Raw genomic sequence first — 16,213 nt, 5'->3', positions numbered from 1 at the left:
CGCTCGCCACGCCGCCCCGGGCCGGCCGCTCGCCACCGCCCCGGTGGGCCGGCCGCTCGCCACCGCCCCGGGCCCGCTCAGTCCGCGTCCTGCCCGTACCAGGCCCGCAGCTCATGCTTCATCGACCGCTGGAACGCGATCACCAGCGCCTCCACCACCAGCGGCTGCATATCGGCCGACAGCGACTTCTTCGCCCGTACCCGCTCCGGTCCGCTCCCGGACTCGTGATCGCGCTCGGGCCCCCACACCTCGTCCCGGAACAGCCGGCTCAGCTCGCGCGCCGCGGAGCGGGTGTGTTCCAGGACGACCGAATGGGCCGTGCGTATGGTCTCCATCTCGATCGGCACGTCCAGCAGCCGGAGCCCCAGAGGGAGCACCTTGGGGTCGATCCGGAAGCGGTCCGGGTCGTCGGTGCGCTCCAGGGCGTCCAGTGCGGTCAGCCGGTCGATGTCCTCGTCCGTCAGCCCCCGCCCGGCCCGCCGGTCCAACTGCTCGCGGGTCGTCTCCTCGGGGGCGTCCGGGCCCCAGGAGGCGACCAGGGCGCGGTGGAGCGCGAGATCGTCCTCGCTCAGATCCGGTGGCAATTGGCTCAGATAGCGCTCGATCGCGGACAGGGTCATGCCGTGGCGCTGCAACTGTTCGATCAGCGCGAGCCGGGAGAGGTGCTCGGGGCCGTAGTGGCCGACCCGGCGCGGGCCGATCACCGGTGGCGGAAGCAGTCCGCGGGTGCTGTAGAAGCGCACGGTGCGCACGGTCACCCCGGCGCGGGCCGCCAGTTCATCGACGGTGAGGGTGGGTTCCTCGGTGCCGGGGGTGGTCATCGGCCGTGCCTCGCTCTCCGCGTCGTCCTGCTCCGCCGGGCCGCTGCCCGATCTGCTCCGCCGGGCCGCTGCCCGATCGGGTTCATCAGTATTGCTGTCGCAGCACCGCTGTGAAACCTCTCCCCGCCACTGGCTCAACACCGGGATCAGCACGACCTGTTGACGATCTCTTTACCGATGAATAGCGTGCCTCGCTGTTCAGCTCTGTTGGTTTCCTTCCGAATCTGTGAGGTGGGGTCGGATTGAGCTCGGAACGCGGCAGATATGGGATGCGGCGACTGATCGGGGCGGTGCTCGCCATGACCACCGCTGTTGGCCTCGGTCTCACGGCCGCGGACACGGCCGTCGGGAGGCCGTCGGACGCGGGCAAGTTCCCGGCCGATGTGCATACGTACCTCGAGGACCCGGAGCGGACCGGCGAGGGCCAGGAACCCCCGCGCACCCGGCTGCGGCCGGACGGGCCCGACCGCACGGCGTGGGAGCGCAGCCTGGACGGATCCTGGCGGTTCGCGATGGCCGACCGGCCGGAGGACGCCCCGAGCGGCTTCTGGAAGGACGGCTACGACGCCTCGGCGTGGCAGCGCGTCCAGGTCCCGCACACCTGGCAGACCGACGATCTCGACCATCCGGTCTTCCGCAACGTGCAGAGCGAGGTGGCGCCGGACGATCCGCCCAAGGTGCCCCGTGACACCAATCCGACCGGGGCGTACGTCCGGGACGTCACGGTGCCCCGGAACTGGGACGGGCGCCGGCAGGTGATCCGCTTCGACGGGGTCACCTCCGGCTGGTTCCTGTGGATCAACGGCCACTACGTCGGCTACGACCAGGGCGGCTATGTGCCCGCCGAGTTCGATGTGACCGACTATCTGCGTCCCGGCGCCACCAACCGGATCGCCGTCCAGGTGCACCGCTGGAGCGCGGGATCGTATCTGGAGGACTACGACCAGTGGCGCTACGCGGGCATCTTCCGCTCCGTATCGCTGTACTCCACGCCCATGACCCGCATGGAGGACGCGTACGTCACCACCGATCTCGACGCCTCCTACCGGGACGCCACGCTGCGCACCGAAGTGGACATCGCGCGCACCGGAAGCGACAAGAGCGGACCCCATCAGGTCACCGGTGTGCTCTACGACCCCAAGGGGCGTGAGGTACGGCGGCTGACGGCCGAGGAGAACGCCGGAAAGGCCGAGCTGACCGGCCAGATCGCCGACCCCGCCAAATGGTCCGACGAGACGCCGAACCTCTATGCGCTGGTGCTCACCCTGCGCGATCCGGACGGCAAGGCGATCCAGACCGTGCGCCAGAGCGTCGGATTCCGAGAGATCGAGGTCAAGGGCAAGCAGCTCACGCTCAACGGCAAGCGCGTTCTGATCCGTGGCGTCAACCGCGCCGAGACCGACCCCACCACCGGACGCCATGCCACCCGCGCCCGGATGGAACAGGACGTCCGGCTGATGAAGCGGCTGAACGTCAACGCGATCCGCACCTCCCACTACCCCTCGGACCCGTATCTCTATGAACTCGCCGACCGCGAGGGCATCCTGATCGACGACGAGATGGAGGTCGAGACCCACAGCCACGAGAACTGCCCGAACGACTGCCTGGCCGAGCGCCCCGAATGGCAGAAGGCGTTCCTGGAGCGCCACCAGGGCATGGTGGAGCGCGACAAGAACCACCCCAGCGTCATCATGTGGGACACCGGGAACGAGGCCGGGCTGGGCAAGGCGCACTACGCGATGGCGCAGTGGACCCGGGCGAACGAGCCCACCCGCCCGCTCTACCACCAGTCCAACAGCCCCGACGGCGACGCGCCCTACGCGGACATCGCCGGACCCCGCTATCCGACCCCGGCCTCCCTCGAAGCCAAGGCCAAGACCTTCACCAAGCCCATCGTGATGGGCGAGTACGCCCACGCCATGGGCAACAGCCTCGGCAACTTCCGCGAGTTCTGGGAGGTGATGCGCGCCTACCCGAACGCCCAGGGCGGCTTCATCTGGGACTGGGCCGAGCAGAACATCCGCCGTCCGCTGATCACCACCCCCGACTCCTCCGGCAATGACATCGCCGCCTCCCTCTCCGGCAAGCCCGAGGTGGTCGACGGGTACGGCGGGAAGGGCAAGGCGCTGTATCTGTCCGGTCTCGACGACTTCGTCGAGATCTACCGCGATCCGAAGCTCGACCTCACCGGCGGCGCCGTCACCCTCGACGCCCGCGTCAAACCGGCCGAGCCGTGGACCGGGGACTTCACCATCGTCAGTAAGGGCGACCAGTACGTCCTGCGGATGAAGGACAAGGACACCCTCGAATTCACGATCACCAGCGGCGGTAAGCCCCGCACCGTCATCGCCCCCGTGCCCGACGGCTGGACCGGCGCCTGGCACCGGGTCACCGGCACCTACGACGGCACCGCGCTGCGCCTTTATGCCGACGGTAAGAAGCTCGCCGAGACCGCGTGGAGCGGCCGTATCGACTACACCGGCTTCGATCTCGGCGTCGGCCGGAACAACGACACCATGGAGGACGGCTGGACCGGCCGCACCGCCAAGGGCACCATCGACCAGGTCCGGGTCTATGACACGGCGCTCGGCGCGGAGCGGCTCGCCCAGGACCAGGACCCCCGCAGCGACGCCCTGATCGCGCTCGACTTCGACGACTTCAGCCGTAAGGGCAGCTATCTCTCCTACGGGCTCTATGAATCCGGTGTGGACGGCCTGGTCACCGCCGACCGCGACCCGGAGCCGGAGACCGCCCAGCTCGCCTGGGTGCAGGCGCCGATCCGGATCACCGACCCGGGCGGCGAGGGCGCCCGCACCGGCAAGGTGAAGGTCACCAATGAGCGCGCCTTCACCGGCACCGATGACCTCGCCCTGCGCTGGACGGTGACCGAGGGCGCGCGGACCGTCGCGAGCGGCACCCGCGCCCTGGACGTCGGGCCCGGCGAGAGCGCCACGGTCCAGCTCCCGGCGCCGCCCGCCAATCCCGGGGGCTATGAGCGCCATCTGACCGTGCGGGCCGTCACGGCTCACTCCACCGACTGGGCCAAGGCCGGGCATGTGGTGTCCTTCGGCCAGTTCGCGGTCGGCGGCGACAAGGTGCCCGAGCCCGCCCCGGCCCCGGCCGCCGAGGAACCCGCCAAGGCCGAAGAGGGTGGCGACACCGTGCGGGTCAGTGGCGAGGACTTCCAGTACACCTTCGGCAAGAAGGCGGGCACGCTCACCTCGATGCGCGTGGCGGGCCGCGAACTGCTCCGCTCCGGCCCAGAACTGGACGCCTGGCGCGCCCCGATCAGCAATGAGCGCTCCGACTGGGGCACCGCCGAGGGCAAGCGCTGGCGGACCCTGGGCCTCGACCGGCTGCGCACCACCGTCGACGGGGTCGAGGTGACCCCCGGCGACGACGGCACGGTCACCGTCACCGTCCGCTCCACGGCCGCCGCGCCCGATGTGACCGGCGCGTCCTTCGGCCAGACCGTGGCCTACCGGGTCGATGGCGCGGGCCAGGTCCGGATCCGGCATCAGGTCGAGGCGCGCGGCGGCTTCCGCACCCTGTCATATCTGCCCAGGATCGGTCTCCAGCTCAAGGTGCCCGAGCGGTACGGCACCTTCCGGTGGTACGGGCGCGGACCGGTGGAGAACTTCAACGACCGTAAGGACGGCACGCCCATGGGCGTCTGGTCCTCCTCGGTCGAGGACCAGTACGTGGAGTATCTGAAGCCGCAGGACCACGGCAACCACGACGATGTGCGCTGGGCGTCCCTCACCGACCGCGGCGGTGCCGGACTGCTGGTCTCCGGCGATCTGGAGGCGGGCGCCAGCGCGTACGACGAACTCGACCGCGCCGCCTATCCGCACTTCCTCAAGCGCAACGACGGCTGGAACACCCTGCACGCCGACCACGCGGTCACCGGCGCCGGCGACACCCCCAACCCGGTGCGCGACCAGTACCGGGTGAAGGCCGACAGCGCCTACGACTACACGCTGACCCTGCGCCCGCTCACCGGCGGCGCGGGGGCGCACACTGGAACAGGAGGGAAGTAACCGCACCACCGATGGTCCCATGAGCACGCCGATGGTCCCATGAGCACGCAGCGCCCCCGCCGCCCCACCGAAGGCCACGACCCGCCGCCCGCCGGCGGCATCCTGTGGGCCGTGGCGGGGGAGCTGCGCAGCCTGCTCGCCCTGCCGGCCGCGATGACCATGCAGGTGGCGCATCCGGCCGTCGGGGCGGGCGTGGACCAGTACTCCGTCTTCCGCACCGACCCCTGGGGGCGCGGCGAGCGCTCCCTGCGGTCGGTGCAGCTATGGGTGTACGGCGGGGCGCGGGCCGAGGCGGAGGGCCGCCGGCTGCGCAGGCTCCACGCGGCCATCGAGGGCGTCGACGCACACGGCCGCCCGTACCGCGCGCTGGACCCGCCCGTCTATGCCTGGGTGCACGCCACCGGCTATCCGGTCTATCTGCGCGCCCAGCGCTATCTGGGCACCCGCCCCTTCACCGCCGCCGAGGAGCGGCAACTGTACGGGGAATGGCTGCGGATCGGACGCGTGCTGGGCATCGACGACCGTGAGCTGCCGGGATCCGTCGAGGAGTTCTGGCCCTACTACCACGCGATGGTGCGCGAACGGCTGGAGCCGACCGTCGTCGCCCGTGAACTGGCCGCGCCCGACGCGCCCGTCCCGCCGCCCGTCCCGCTGCCGCGGCTGCTGTGGCCGCTGCTGCGCCCGCTGTTCACCCGCTTCCGCGCGTTCCTCACCGCCGGGCTGATGCCGCCGGACGCCCGGGAGGCGATCGGGCTGGGATGGACGCGGGGGCAGGAGCGGCGGCTGCGGTGGTTCGGGAGGGTCGTCCGGGTGGTGGTCCCGCTGCTGCCCGAGCGGCTGCGCTATCTGCCCATCGCGCGTGAGGCCCGGCGCCGCGCCCGAGCCGGACGGCCGTGACCAGGGGATATGCCGAGCGCCATCGCAGCACGGCGGCGCCGGGCCCCGGCCGGGGTGGAAGGCCACAGTGCCCCGGCCGGGGTGGAAGATCCGGCCGGGGCTTTTCGGCTCAGCGGCCGTGGGTGCTGTGCGTGTCCTGGATCCGCTGCCACGACTTCGGCCGTACCGGCGCCTTGGCCGGGCTCAGCTCGGCCGCCCGCGCCTTTGCCGCGGCGGGCTTCGACGGGGTGAACAGCCAGGTGTCGAAGAGCGTGGCCAGCGGCTTGCCGGACACCTTCTCCGCGTAGGTCACGAAGTCCTTGACCGAGGCGTTCCCGTACCGGTTCTTCGCCGTCCAGCCCTTGAGGATCGCGAAGAAGTCCTTGTCGCCGATGTGGTTCCGCAGCGCCTGGAGGGCCAGCGCGCCCCGGTCGTACACCGCGTCATGGAACTGGTTCTCCGGCCCCGGGTTGCCCGGCTCGACCTTCCAGAAGGGGTCGTCGGCCGGGTAGGAGGCGTAGGTGTAGTCCGCCAGCTCCTGCGCGGTGCCCTCGCCCTCCTTCTCCGACCACAGCCACTGGGCATAGCTGGCGAAGCCCTCGTTGACCCAGATGTCGCGCCAGTCCTTCAGCGAGACGCTGTCGCCGAACCACTGATGGGCCAGCTCATGCACGACCAGCGAGGTGTTCGCGCCCTTGGCGAACCCCTTCGGGCTGTAGAACGGCCGGGTCTGGGTCTCCAGCGCGTAGCCCGTGGGCACATTGGGCACATAGCCGCCCAGCGCGTCGAAGGGGTACGGGCCGAAGACGGTGGACTCCCAGTCCACGATCTCCGCCGACCGCTCCACGCTCGCCCGCGCCGCCCCCGCGTTGTCCCCGAGGTCCTTGCTGTAGGCGTTGATCACCGGCAGACCGTTCGCGGTCGTGTCCGTCGTGATGTCGAACTTGCCGACCGCCAGCGTGGTCAGATACGTGGCCTGCGGCTTGCTGGAGCGCCAGTTGTAGCGCGTCCAGCCCAACTGGGAGCTGGTCGACTGGAGGGTGCCGTTGCTGAGCGCCTGCGTTCCGTCCGGCACCGCCACCGACACGTCGTAGGTGGCCTTGTCGAGCGGATGGTCATTGCTCGGGTACCACCACCACGCCGACTCCGGCTCATTGGCCGCGATCCCGCCGTCCGGGGTGCGCAGCCATGAGGTGAACCCGCTCGCCACCACCTTCGAGGGGGTGCCGCTGTAGCGCACGACCACGGTGAAGGGGCGGTCGGAGGTCAGCGGCGCGGCCGGGGTGATCTCCAGCTCATGGTCGCCGGTCTTGGTGAACGCGGCCTTCTTCCCGCCCACCAGCACCTCGCTCACATCGAGCGCGAAGTCCAGGTTGAACCGGGACAGATCCTGCCGGGCGTCGGCCAGGATCGTCGCCGTGCCCTCCAGCCGGTCGGTCTTCGGCTGGTACTTCAGCCGAAGGTTGTAATGGGAGACGTCGTACCCGCCGTTGCCGTACGAGGGGTAGTAGGAGTCCCCGATGCCGGGGGCGCCCGGCGTGGCGTCGGCCGCCGACGCCGGGATCGCCAGCAGCAGGCAGGCCGCGGCCGCGCCCGGGACGAGAAGTCTGTGGTGACGCACGAGTCCTCCAACTCGTAGGGGAGAACGATCACTCGTGACCTTATGTACTCCTCACCCGCACCTCACGTCCATCACGCCGTCCGACATCCAATCGACATCCGGCCGCAACGCGAATCGACTCGGACACCATCGCGACACCTATCGCCCTCTTCTGTACGGGAGTTGACTCGCGCTACCGTCCGGCCGTGCTGCTACAGACGCGGACACCCCGCACCCCCTGGACCACGCTTGTGCTGTCGGCGGTCACCGCGCTGGTCGCGGCCGCCATATCCCTGCTGCCACCGCTCGGCGCCCCGGCCGCCCACGCCGCCTCCGCCGCGCCGACCACATCGGACAGCGGATCCGAGAGCAGACCCGTCTACTCCTACGAGAACGCCATCCGGGAATCGGTATGGGTGGACACCACGATCGACGGCGACGCGGACGGAAAGACCGACCGGGTCGCCGTCGACATCGTCCGGCCGCGCGAACCCGCCGCACAGGGCCGCCGCATCCCCGTCATCATGGACGCCAGCCCCTACTACTCCTGCTGCGGACGCGGCAACGAGAGCCAGACCAAGACCTATGACGCCGCCGGGAATCCGGTCCTCTTCCCGCTCTTCTACGACAACTACTTCGTACCGCGCGGCTACGCCACCGTCCTGGTCGACCTCGCCGGAACCAACCGCTCCGACGGCTGCGTGGACGTCGGCGGCCGCTCCGACATCCTCTCCGCCAAGGCCGTGGTCGACTGGCTGAACGGCCGCGCCACCGCGTACTCCACCCGCACCGGCGGGCAGCCGGTCAAGGCGAGCTGGTCCAATGGCGCCACCGGCATGATCGGCAAGAGCTACGACGGCACCGTCGCCAACGGGGTCGCAGCCACCGGCGTCAAGGGGCTCAAGACCATCGTGCCGATCGGCTCCATCTCCTCCTGGTACGACTACTACTTCGCCAAGGGCGCCGCGCTCTACGACTCCGGCCCCGACGGACTCTCGGACGCCGTCGAGAGCGACGACGCCCGCGCCCACTGCGCCGCCGTACAGAAACGTCTCGTCGAGGGCGCCCCGCGCAGCGGCGACCGGACCGGGCTGTGGAGCGAGCGCGACTATGTGCCGGCCGCCGACAAGGTGCGGGCCAGCGTCTTCGCCGTGCACGGCGCACAGGACCTCAACGTCCGCACCAAGCACCTCGGACAGTGGTGGAACGCGCTCGCCGACGCGGGCGTCGAGCGCAAGATCTGGCTCTCCCAGACCGGGCATGTCGACCCGTTCGACTTCCGGCGCGGAGAGTGGGTGCGCACCCTGCACCGCTGGTTCGACCACTACCTGCTCGGCATCGACAACGGCATCGAGCGCGAGCCGATGGCCGATGTCGAGCGCGCCCCCGACCAGTGGTCCACCGACCAGGTCTGGCCCCCGTCCGGCACCCGGCAGACCACATTGCGTCCGCGCGGCGGCGCCACGGCAGGAGTGGGCGTGCTCGGCACCGAACGGGCCGAGCCCGGCGCCACGGAGACCTTCACCGACGACCCCGCGCTGGGCGAGGCTGACTGGTCCGCGGCGATCGACACCTCGACGCCCGGCAAGGCGGGCTTCACCACCGGTGCGCTGAAGAAGGACCTGCGGCTGTCCGGCTCCGGCACGGTCACCGTCACCGCCACGCCCTCCACCGCGAGCGCCCATCTCTCCGCGGTCCTGGTCGACCTCGGCCCGGCCACCATCCGGAACTACACGGCGAGCGGCGAGGGCATCACCACCCTCGACCGGCGCACCTGCTGGGGCAGCAGCACGGCGGGCGACAGCGCCTGCTTCAAGGAGACCGCCGCGGACCGGGCCAACGTCGACTACACGGTCTTCAGCCGGGGCTGGGCCGACCTCGGCAACTTCGCGGACGACGGCAAGGGCCGCCCGCTGACCCCGGGCAAGGCGTACACCATCACCCTGGACCTCGCGGCCACCGACCATGTCGTCCCGGCCGGCCACCGCCTCGGACTGATCATCGCGGGCACCGACGCGGGCCTGCTCGAACCGCCGTCCACCACTCCGCGGCTGACGCTGGACCTGCCCCGCACCTCGGCCCGGCTGCCGCTGGTCGGCGGCGCCCCGAAGGCCGCGGCCGCTCCCTCGCGTACGGCGGCCACAGCGCCCCTGAAGGGCGTACGGGCCCCGCAGCACCGCGACCCCCTCCCGTCCACGTCCACGTCCACGTCCACCCACGACTGACCCGCGCCGGTGGGCCCCCGCCGCCGCGCGGGGGCCCATCGGCGGCGGCCCGGCAGGACGCCATCACCGGCATCGCCCCACGTATCCCTCTCACCTCAGGAGGTCCTTCGTGTTCACGCGGTCACCCCTCATCCGCAGCGCCGCCTGCGGCGCGATCGGTGCGCTGCTGACCGGGTCGTTCCTCAGCGCGCCCGCGCGGGCCGCGCAGCGTCCGCCGCGTACGGGGTTCGAGATCAGCCATGGCGCACGGTGGACCACCCAGGCCGAGGAGGCGGACTTCCTCGCCGCCGTCGACAAGTCCGCCCCGCGCGTGGCCGTCGACCGGATCGGCGCCACCGCCCAGGGGCGCCCGCTGCGGCTGGTGCGGATCGGCGCCCCGGCCGCGCCCGCCGACCCGGGCAAGGCGGCGCGCGGCAACGTCCTGCTGCTGATCTGCTCCCAGCACGGCGACGAGCCCTCCGGCCGCGAGGCGTGTCTGTCCACCGTCCGCGACCTCGCCTACGCCGAGGACCGCCGGACCCGCCGCTTCCTGGAGCACACCCAGGTGCTCGTCGTCCCGACCGCCAACCCCGACGGCCGCGCCGCCGACACCCGCGGCAACTCCGACGGCGTGGACATCAACCGCGACCACATCGCGCTCTCCACCGCCGAGTCCCGCGCGATGGCGGGCGTCATCCGCGACTGGCGCCCGGACACCGTCTACGACCTGCATGAGTACGGCGCGACCGTCCCGTACTACATGAAGGACCTGCTGGCGCTGTGGCCGCGCAACCTCAACACCCAGGACCCGGTGCACCACGAGGCGCGGACCCTGTCGGACACCTATGTGCGCCCGAGCGTCGAGGCCGCGGGCCACACCACCGGCGTCTACGGCATCTGGACCGACCCCGAAACCGGGGAGCCGGTCAAGCAGGTGGCGGGCGACGGACAGGAGCGGATCCTGCGGAACACCGCGGGCGTCAAGCACTCCATAGGGTTGCTGGTCGAGACCCGGGTCGACCCGCTCACCGACGCCGAGAAGGCCGACCCCGCCGTCAACAACCGCCGCCGGGTGGGCTCCCATCTGGCCGCACTGAACGGCGCCTTCGACTTCATCACCGAGCGCCGCGGCCGGATCGAGGCGGCCACGACCTCGGCGCGGCTGGCCGGCTACGCCGACCGGGGCCCGGTCTACCTCGGTGGCGCGGACAACGAACCGCCACAGGAGGGCACGGTCCTGACGGATCCGCCGTGCGGCTACCGGCTGGACGCCGCCCAATACGGCGAGGTGCGGGACGAACTGGCACTGCACGGGGTGACGGCCCGGCATGTCAAGGGCGACGGGGGCGCGTTCGTACCGCTGCGCCAGTCGGCTCGCGCGCTCGTACCGCTGCTCCTTGATGGCCGCGCCGCGTACCACCTCACCACCGGGCAGCCGGTGGACAAATGCTGACATGACGCATTGATGGCATACTGAAGCACCGGCCACGTGGCCGGTTGGCATGCATCTCAGGGGCCTGGGTAGCCGGAAATCCGTCAGCCAAACCCCCAGTGAAAGGCTTTTTGCGTGCCGCAGACAGGTACAAGCGCGGGGGACGTCGGCGGCGATCCTCCGGCCACCGTGGATACTCCCGGCGCCGACTCCGCCGGGCCCCATGCGGCCCCCCGGACGGACCGCGTGGTGTTCGGCGTCTCCGCCGCGCTCACGCTGGCCTTCGTCATCTGGGGAGCCGTCGCCACCGGCACCCTGGAGAGCGTCTCGAACAGCATGCTCTCCGGGCTGATCCACAACGGTGGATGGGCCTTCGTCCTGACCGCGTCGGGATTCGTGATCTTCGCCCTCTGGCTGGCCATGAGCCGCTACGGCAAGATCACCCTCGGAAAGGAAGGCGAGGAACCCGAATTCCGCACCGTCTCATGGGTCGCGATGATGTTCAGCGCGGGCATGGGCATCGGTCTGATGTTCTACGGCGTGAGTGAGCCGCTGTCACACTTCGTCTCCCCGCCGCCCGGGACCGACCCCGGCAGCGCGGCCGAGAAGATGCAGACCGCGATGTCCACCACACTCTTCCACTGGACGCTGCACCCCTGGGCCATCTACGCGGTCGTCGGCCTGGCCATCGCGTACAGCACCTTCCGCCGTGGCCGCCGGCAGACGATCAGCGCGGTCTTCACCCCGCTCATCGGCTCGAAGAACGCCAACGGCTGGGGCGGCCGGGTCATCGACATCCTGGCCATCTTCGCCACGCTCTTCGGCTCCGCCGCCTCGCTCGGTCTCGGCGCGCTTCAGATCGGCAGTGGTATAGAGGTGCTGGGCTGGAAGAGCGACGTGGGCACCGGGCTGCTGGTCGCCGTCATCGCGATCCTGACCGTCGCCTTCATCGCGTCCGCCGTCTCGGGTGTCGCCAAGGGCATCCAGTGGCTGTCCAACATCAACATGGTGCTGGCGCTCTTCCTCGCGGTCTTCGTCTTCGTGGCCGGTCCGACCATCGTCATCCTCGATATGGTTCCGACCTCCATCGCCTCCTACGTCGGCGACCTGGCGCAGCTAGCCGGCCGCACCGAGGCGACCGGCGGCGAATCGGTCGCGTCGTGGCTGGGCGACTGGACCGTCTTCTACTGGGCCTGGTGGATCTCCTGGACGCCGTTCGTCGGCATGTTCATCGCCAGGATCAGCCGGGGCCGCACCATCCGGCAGTTCGTGGGCGGCGTCATCCTGGTGCCGAGCACGGTCAGCCTGATCTGGTTCGCCATCTTCGGCAGCTCGGCGATGAAGCTACAGGAGATGGGCCGGCTCGGCGACGACTCCACCCCCGAAGCCAGGCTGTTCGCGGTCCTGCACGAGTACCCGATCGCCACTGCCATGAGCATTCTGGTCATGGTCCTCGTCGGCATCTTCTTCGTCTCCGGCGCCGACGCGGCGTCCATCGTGATGGGCACGCTCTCGCAGAAGGGCACCTTCGAGCCGACCCGCTTCGTCGTCGTCTTCTGGGGCGTGGTCACCGGCGCGGTGGCGGCCGTCATGCTGCTGATCGGCGGTGGTGAGGACGACGCCCTCACCGGGTTGCAGAACCTGACGATCCTGGTGGCGGCGCCCTTCACTCTGGTGATGGTGGGGCTGTGCTGGGCGCTGATGAAGGATCTGCGCCGCGATCCGCTGATCGTGCGGGGCGAGCGGGGCGAGGAGGCCGTCGAGATGGCGGTCATCGCCGGTCATGAGAAGTACGACGGCGAGTTCGAGATCCGAATCGGCCCGATGAGGAACGGCGACGGCGCTGCCGCCGGAGACGCCAGTGGCGGGAAGCGGCCTGCCACCGGGTCGGAGAAGTGATGGCGCGTCATCGGCCTCCCCCAATGGATCGCACGTACGGTCGAAGGGGCAAGTCAGGTTGCACAGGGGCAAGTTGAGAACCGAATGACCGTCAGGCGACGTGTAGCTTCAGCGGGCATCGCGTCCGCCGTCTTAGTCGGCAGCGGGGCCCGTCGGCCCTCCATGGCACCGGCCCGTCCGTCCCCGCGCTCCGGATTCATCCCTTGTGCCGGTGTGCGCGGGGCGAGTCGCGGCCATGGTGTCGCAAAGCGGGAATACTTGGGGCATGAACCCCACGTACGTGACCTTCGGGCTGACGCCGGCGGTGCGCGCCGGCGGTGTCCTGACCAACGGTGCGTACCACATACACCGCGATTTCCTGGACTTCGTGGTGGACGGCCGACCGCTGCTGCGACGCCTCGCCGATCTCGACGCGGTCTCGCCGCTCGCCTCCGGCCTCGGCCCGTCCATCTTCACCGAGCAGGTCCGCAGGCTGCTGCTGGAGACCGGCGCGCCGTTGGAGGGCGGCCGGTTCGTCATCTACCGCTGCCCGGAGTGTGAGGGGCTGGAGTGCGGCGCCGTCACCGTGGTGATCGAGCGCGAGGGGGCGGACTTCGTCTGGCGGGATTTCGTCTGGCAGACGGACGAGAGCCCCGACATCGACCTCAACGGTTACCACGGCATCGGCCCGTACCGCTTCCGCGGCGAGCAGTACCGCGCCGTCCTGGAGCGGCTGCTGCTCACCGACGGCGCGCACGAGCTCCCGACCGGCCCCCGGGTGTTGCTGATCGGGCAGCGCGCGGCCGTTCTCGCCAGGCTCGCCGCGGCGCTGCGGCGCATCGGCATCGGCGCCGAGATCACTCTTGACGCGGTGGGGGCGCTCGCCGAGGAGCTGCGGAAGTACCGAGCGGTGGTCTTCGGCCGGACGGTCGGACAGGAGGAGCGCGACGCCGTACGGGTCGCCTTCGCGGCCGCGCGCTCCCAGGCCGTCCTGGTGACCGCGCTCGCCCCCATCGTCCCCGTGCTCGTCGCCCAGGTCGAACAGGCCCTGGAACGCACCCCCCACGACCGCCGCCTTGTCGGCCTCACAGCGGGTGGCGGCGAGGCGGTGGTGGAGGTGGCCTCCGAGTGCCGGGTGAGGCTGGTCGCCCACCGGCTCGACCGGCTCTCCCGTACCCATGCGCATGAGCTCTTCGACGCCTCGGTGGAGCCGGGGATCCATCGGATTCCCCTGGCGGCGCGCGCGGTGCGGGGCCAGTCGTTCGTGGTGGCCCGCACGAGCGACGTGGTTCTGGTGACGCCGGTGGCGCGCCGATAGAGCTCGCCTCGGGCCCGGTTCCCCTGCCTTGGGCAGGCGGCAGCCGGCGGCGACTAGGATCGGCCCTCTGATGACTGCCACTCTCGTCGCCAAAGACCTCGCCGCCGCACACGGGGACCGCACCCTCTTCTCCGGGCTCGACCTCGTCGTCGCCCCCGGCGAAGTCATCGGGCTCGTCGGCGTCAACGGTGCGGGCAAGTCCACCCTGCTGCGCCTGCTCGCCGGCCTCACCGATCCCGAGCAGGGGGCCGTACGCCTCAGCCCGCCGCACGCCACTGTGGGCCACCTCCCACAGGAGCCCGAGCGGCGGCCAGGGGAGACGGTACGGGACTTCCTGGCCCGCCGCACCGGGGTCGCGGCCGCGCAGGCCGAGCTCGACGCCGCCACCCAGGCACTCGTGGACGCCGCGCCCGGCGCGGACGATGCATACGCCACCGCCCTGGAGTGCTGGCTCTCCCTGGGCGCCGCCGACCTCGACGAGCGGGCCGACGAAGTCGCCGCTTCGCTCGGGCTCGACGTCTCCCTGGACCGTCCCATGACCGCCCTCTCGGGGGGACAGGCGGCGCGCGCCGGGCTCGCCTCGCTCCTCCTCTCCCGGTACGACGTCTTCCTGCTCGACGAGCCCACCAACGACCTCGACCTCGACGGACTCCAACGCCTCGAGATCTTCGTCCGTGGGCTGCGCGCCGGTACGGTGCTCGTCAGCCACGACCGTGAATTCCTCGCCCGAACGGTCGACAAGGTGCTCGAACTCGACCTCGCCCAGCAGCGAGTCAACCTCTACGGCGGCGGCTACGAGGCCTATCTGGAGGAGCGGGAGACGGCCCGCCGCCACGCCCGCGAACGCTACGAGGAGTACGCGGACACCCGCACCACCCTGGAGGCCCGGGCCCGCACCCAGCGTGCCTGGATGGAGAAGGGCGTCAAGAACGCCCGCCGCAAGGCCACCGACGGCGACAAGATCGGCCGCAACGCCCGGGTCGAGGCCACCGAGAAGCAGGCTGCCAAGGCGCGCCAGACCGACCGGCTGATCGAGCGGCTGGACGCGGTCGAGGAGCCGCGCAAGGAGTGGGAGCTGCGGATGGAGATCGCCGCTGCGCCGCGCGCGGGTGCGGTCGTGGCGACCCTGCGCGGCGCCGAGGTACGGCGCGGTGACTTCCGCTTCGGCCCGGTCGACCTCCAGATCGACTGGGCCGACCGGGTCGCGGTCACCGGAGCGAACGGCTCCGGAAAGTCCACCCTGCTCGCCGCCCTCCTCGGCCGCCTCCCACTGGACGCGGGCGCGGCGGCGCTCGGCCCCGGTGTGGTGGTCGGCGAGGTCGACCAGGCACGCGCGCTCTTCTTCGGCCGCGAGTCGCTGCTGGAGGCCTTCGGCGCTGCGGTGCCGGAACTGGCGCCCGCGGACGTACGGACGCTTCTGGCCAAGTTCGGCCTCAAGGCCGACCATGTGCTGCGGTCCGCCGCCACGCTGTCCCCCGGGGAGCGGACCCGTTCGGCACTGGCGCTCCTCCAGGCGCGCGGGGTCAACCTGCTGGTTCTCGACGAGCCCACCAACCACCTGGACCTGGCGGCCATCGAGCAACTCGAGTCGGCACTGGCCTCCTACACCGGCACCCTGCTCCTGGTCACCCACGACCGCCGCATGCTCGACGCGGTCCACACCACCCGCCGCCTCGCGGTCTCCGAAGGCCGCGTCATCGAGGTCTGACCCGCCGACCCGGCCTCGTGCTCGCCGAGCCCGAGGGCCACAACGCCCGGCACCCGCAGACCGGTTGGGGCGCAGGTCTCCGGGAGGTGGGGCCACCAGGCCAGGTCCGGGTGGCCGCTACCCGTCGTGGTGCGACCTCCTCGCCACGGCGTCTCCCGTGGTGGAGGTTGGGCCGATCCGCAGGTGGCGAGCTGCGTCTGGGCGGCTGGATGGGTGGGGCCGCCGTCCGGCCCGGGTCGGTCCTCGCCGTCTCGGCGGGCCCGCAACCGGTGGCGGGACCCGCAACCGGTGGCGGCCTCGCGGGCCCGTGGCCCGCGAGGCGCGCCCAGCCCGGAG

9 protein-coding genes are annotated in these 16,213 nt (G+C 71.1%); 7 read left to right on the top strand and 2 right to left on the bottom strand.

The features are described 5' to 3' along the window. Window positions 1-77: 77 nt before the first annotated feature. The gene (locus KN815_RS35385; protein WP_216345939.1) at window positions 78-821 is read right to left on the bottom strand and encodes a MerR family transcriptional regulator; all 744 of its coding nucleotides are present in this window, start codon (window positions 819-821) and stop codon (window positions 78-80) included. A gap of 299 nt (window positions 822-1,120) precedes the next feature. On the opposite strand from KN815_RS35385, the gene KN815_RS35380 reads away from it, so the two are divergent. Both KN815_RS35380 and KN815_RS35375 read left to right on the top strand, forming a co-directional pair. After that, on the top strand, window positions 1,121-4,861 hold the full coding sequence (locus KN815_RS35380; RefSeq protein WP_216345938.1) for a glycoside hydrolase family 2 TIM barrel-domain containing protein: 3,741 nt from the start codon (window positions 1,121-1,123) through the stop codon (window positions 4,859-4,861). A 39-nt stretch (window positions 4,862-4,900) separates the two neighbouring features. After that, window positions 4,901-5,758 (top strand): oxygenase MpaB family protein, encoded by an 858-nt coding sequence (locus KN815_RS35375; RefSeq protein ID WP_216345937.1) that lies wholly within the window; start codon window positions 4,901-4,903, stop codon window positions 5,756-5,758. 109 nt (window positions 5,759-5,867) lie between these two features. Here KN815_RS35375 and KN815_RS35370 read toward each other — a convergent pair whose 3' ends face one another. Further along, window positions 5,868-7,358, bottom strand: a complete 1,491-nt coding sequence (locus tag KN815_RS35370) for a M1 family metallopeptidase (RefSeq protein WP_216345936.1) — start codon at window positions 7,356-7,358, stop codon at window positions 5,868-5,870. 185 nt (window positions 7,359-7,543) lie between these two features. Between KN815_RS35370 and KN815_RS35365 the strand changes: the two genes are divergently transcribed. The 5 genes from KN815_RS35365 to KN815_RS35345 all read left to right on the top strand — a co-directional run bounded on the left by KN815_RS35365 (window position 7,544) and on the right by KN815_RS35345 (window position 15,877). Then, window positions 7,544-9,562, top strand: coding sequence for a Xaa-Pro dipeptidyl-peptidase (locus KN815_RS35365; RefSeq protein ID WP_253209433.1), 2,019 nt, complete (start codon window positions 7,544-7,546; stop codon window positions 9,560-9,562). 109 nt (window positions 9,563-9,671) lie between these two features. Beyond that, a complete protein-coding gene (locus tag KN815_RS35360; RefSeq protein ID WP_216345935.1) occupies window positions 9,672-10,994 on the top strand; it encodes a M14 family metallopeptidase in 1,323 nt (440 codons plus the stop codon). Between the two features lie 168 nt (window positions 10,995-11,162). Continuing rightward, entirely contained in the window at window positions 11,163-12,872 is a 1,710-nt protein-coding gene (locus tag KN815_RS35355) for a BCCT family transporter (protein ID WP_216345934.1), read from the top strand. 265 nt (window positions 12,873-13,137) lie between these two features. Then, window positions 13,138-14,169 carry an oxidoreductase gene (locus KN815_RS35350; protein WP_216345933.1) on the top strand — a complete coding sequence of 344 codons (1,032 nt, stop codon included), beginning with the start codon at window positions 13,138-13,140 and terminating at the stop codon, window positions 14,167-14,169. 70 nt (window positions 14,170-14,239) lie between these two features. Continuing rightward, complete coding sequence (locus KN815_RS35345; protein ID WP_216345932.1) at window positions 14,240-15,877, top strand: ABC-F family ATP-binding cassette domain-containing protein; 1,638 nt, start codon at window positions 14,240-14,242, stop codon at window positions 15,875-15,877. The last annotated feature ends 336 nt before the right edge of the window (window positions 15,878-16,213 follow it).

This window comes from Streptomyces niphimycinicus (genome assembly GCF_018883605.1).
In the GTDB taxonomy this organism is placed as follows: domain Bacteria; phylum Actinomycetota; class Actinomycetes; order Streptomycetales; family Streptomycetaceae; genus Streptomyces; species Streptomyces niphimycinicus.
Note: the sequence above shows the minus strand (reverse complement) of the source record. Positions and strands in the feature narration are given on the sequence as shown.

Excerpts from the sequence above, each read along its gene's own strand:
- KN815_RS35375 (WP_216345937.1), top strand. The coding sequence starts at position 4,901 with ATGAGCACGCAGCGCCCCCGCCGCCCCACCGAAGGCCACGACCCGCCG.
- KN815_RS35345 (WP_216345932.1), top strand. The coding sequence starts at position 14,240 with ATGACTGCCACTCTCGTCGCCAAAGACCTCGCCGCCGCACACGGGGAC.
- KN815_RS35385 (WP_216345939.1), bottom strand. The coding sequence starts at position 821 with ATGACCACCCCCGGCACCGAGGAACCCACCCTCACCGTCGATGAACTG.
- KN815_RS35380 (WP_216345938.1), top strand. The coding sequence starts at position 1,121 with ATGACCACCGCTGTTGGCCTCGGTCTCACGGCCGCGGACACGGCCGTC.
- KN815_RS35350 (WP_216345933.1), top strand. The coding sequence starts at position 13,138 with ATGAACCCCACGTACGTGACCTTCGGGCTGACGCCGGCGGTGCGCGCC.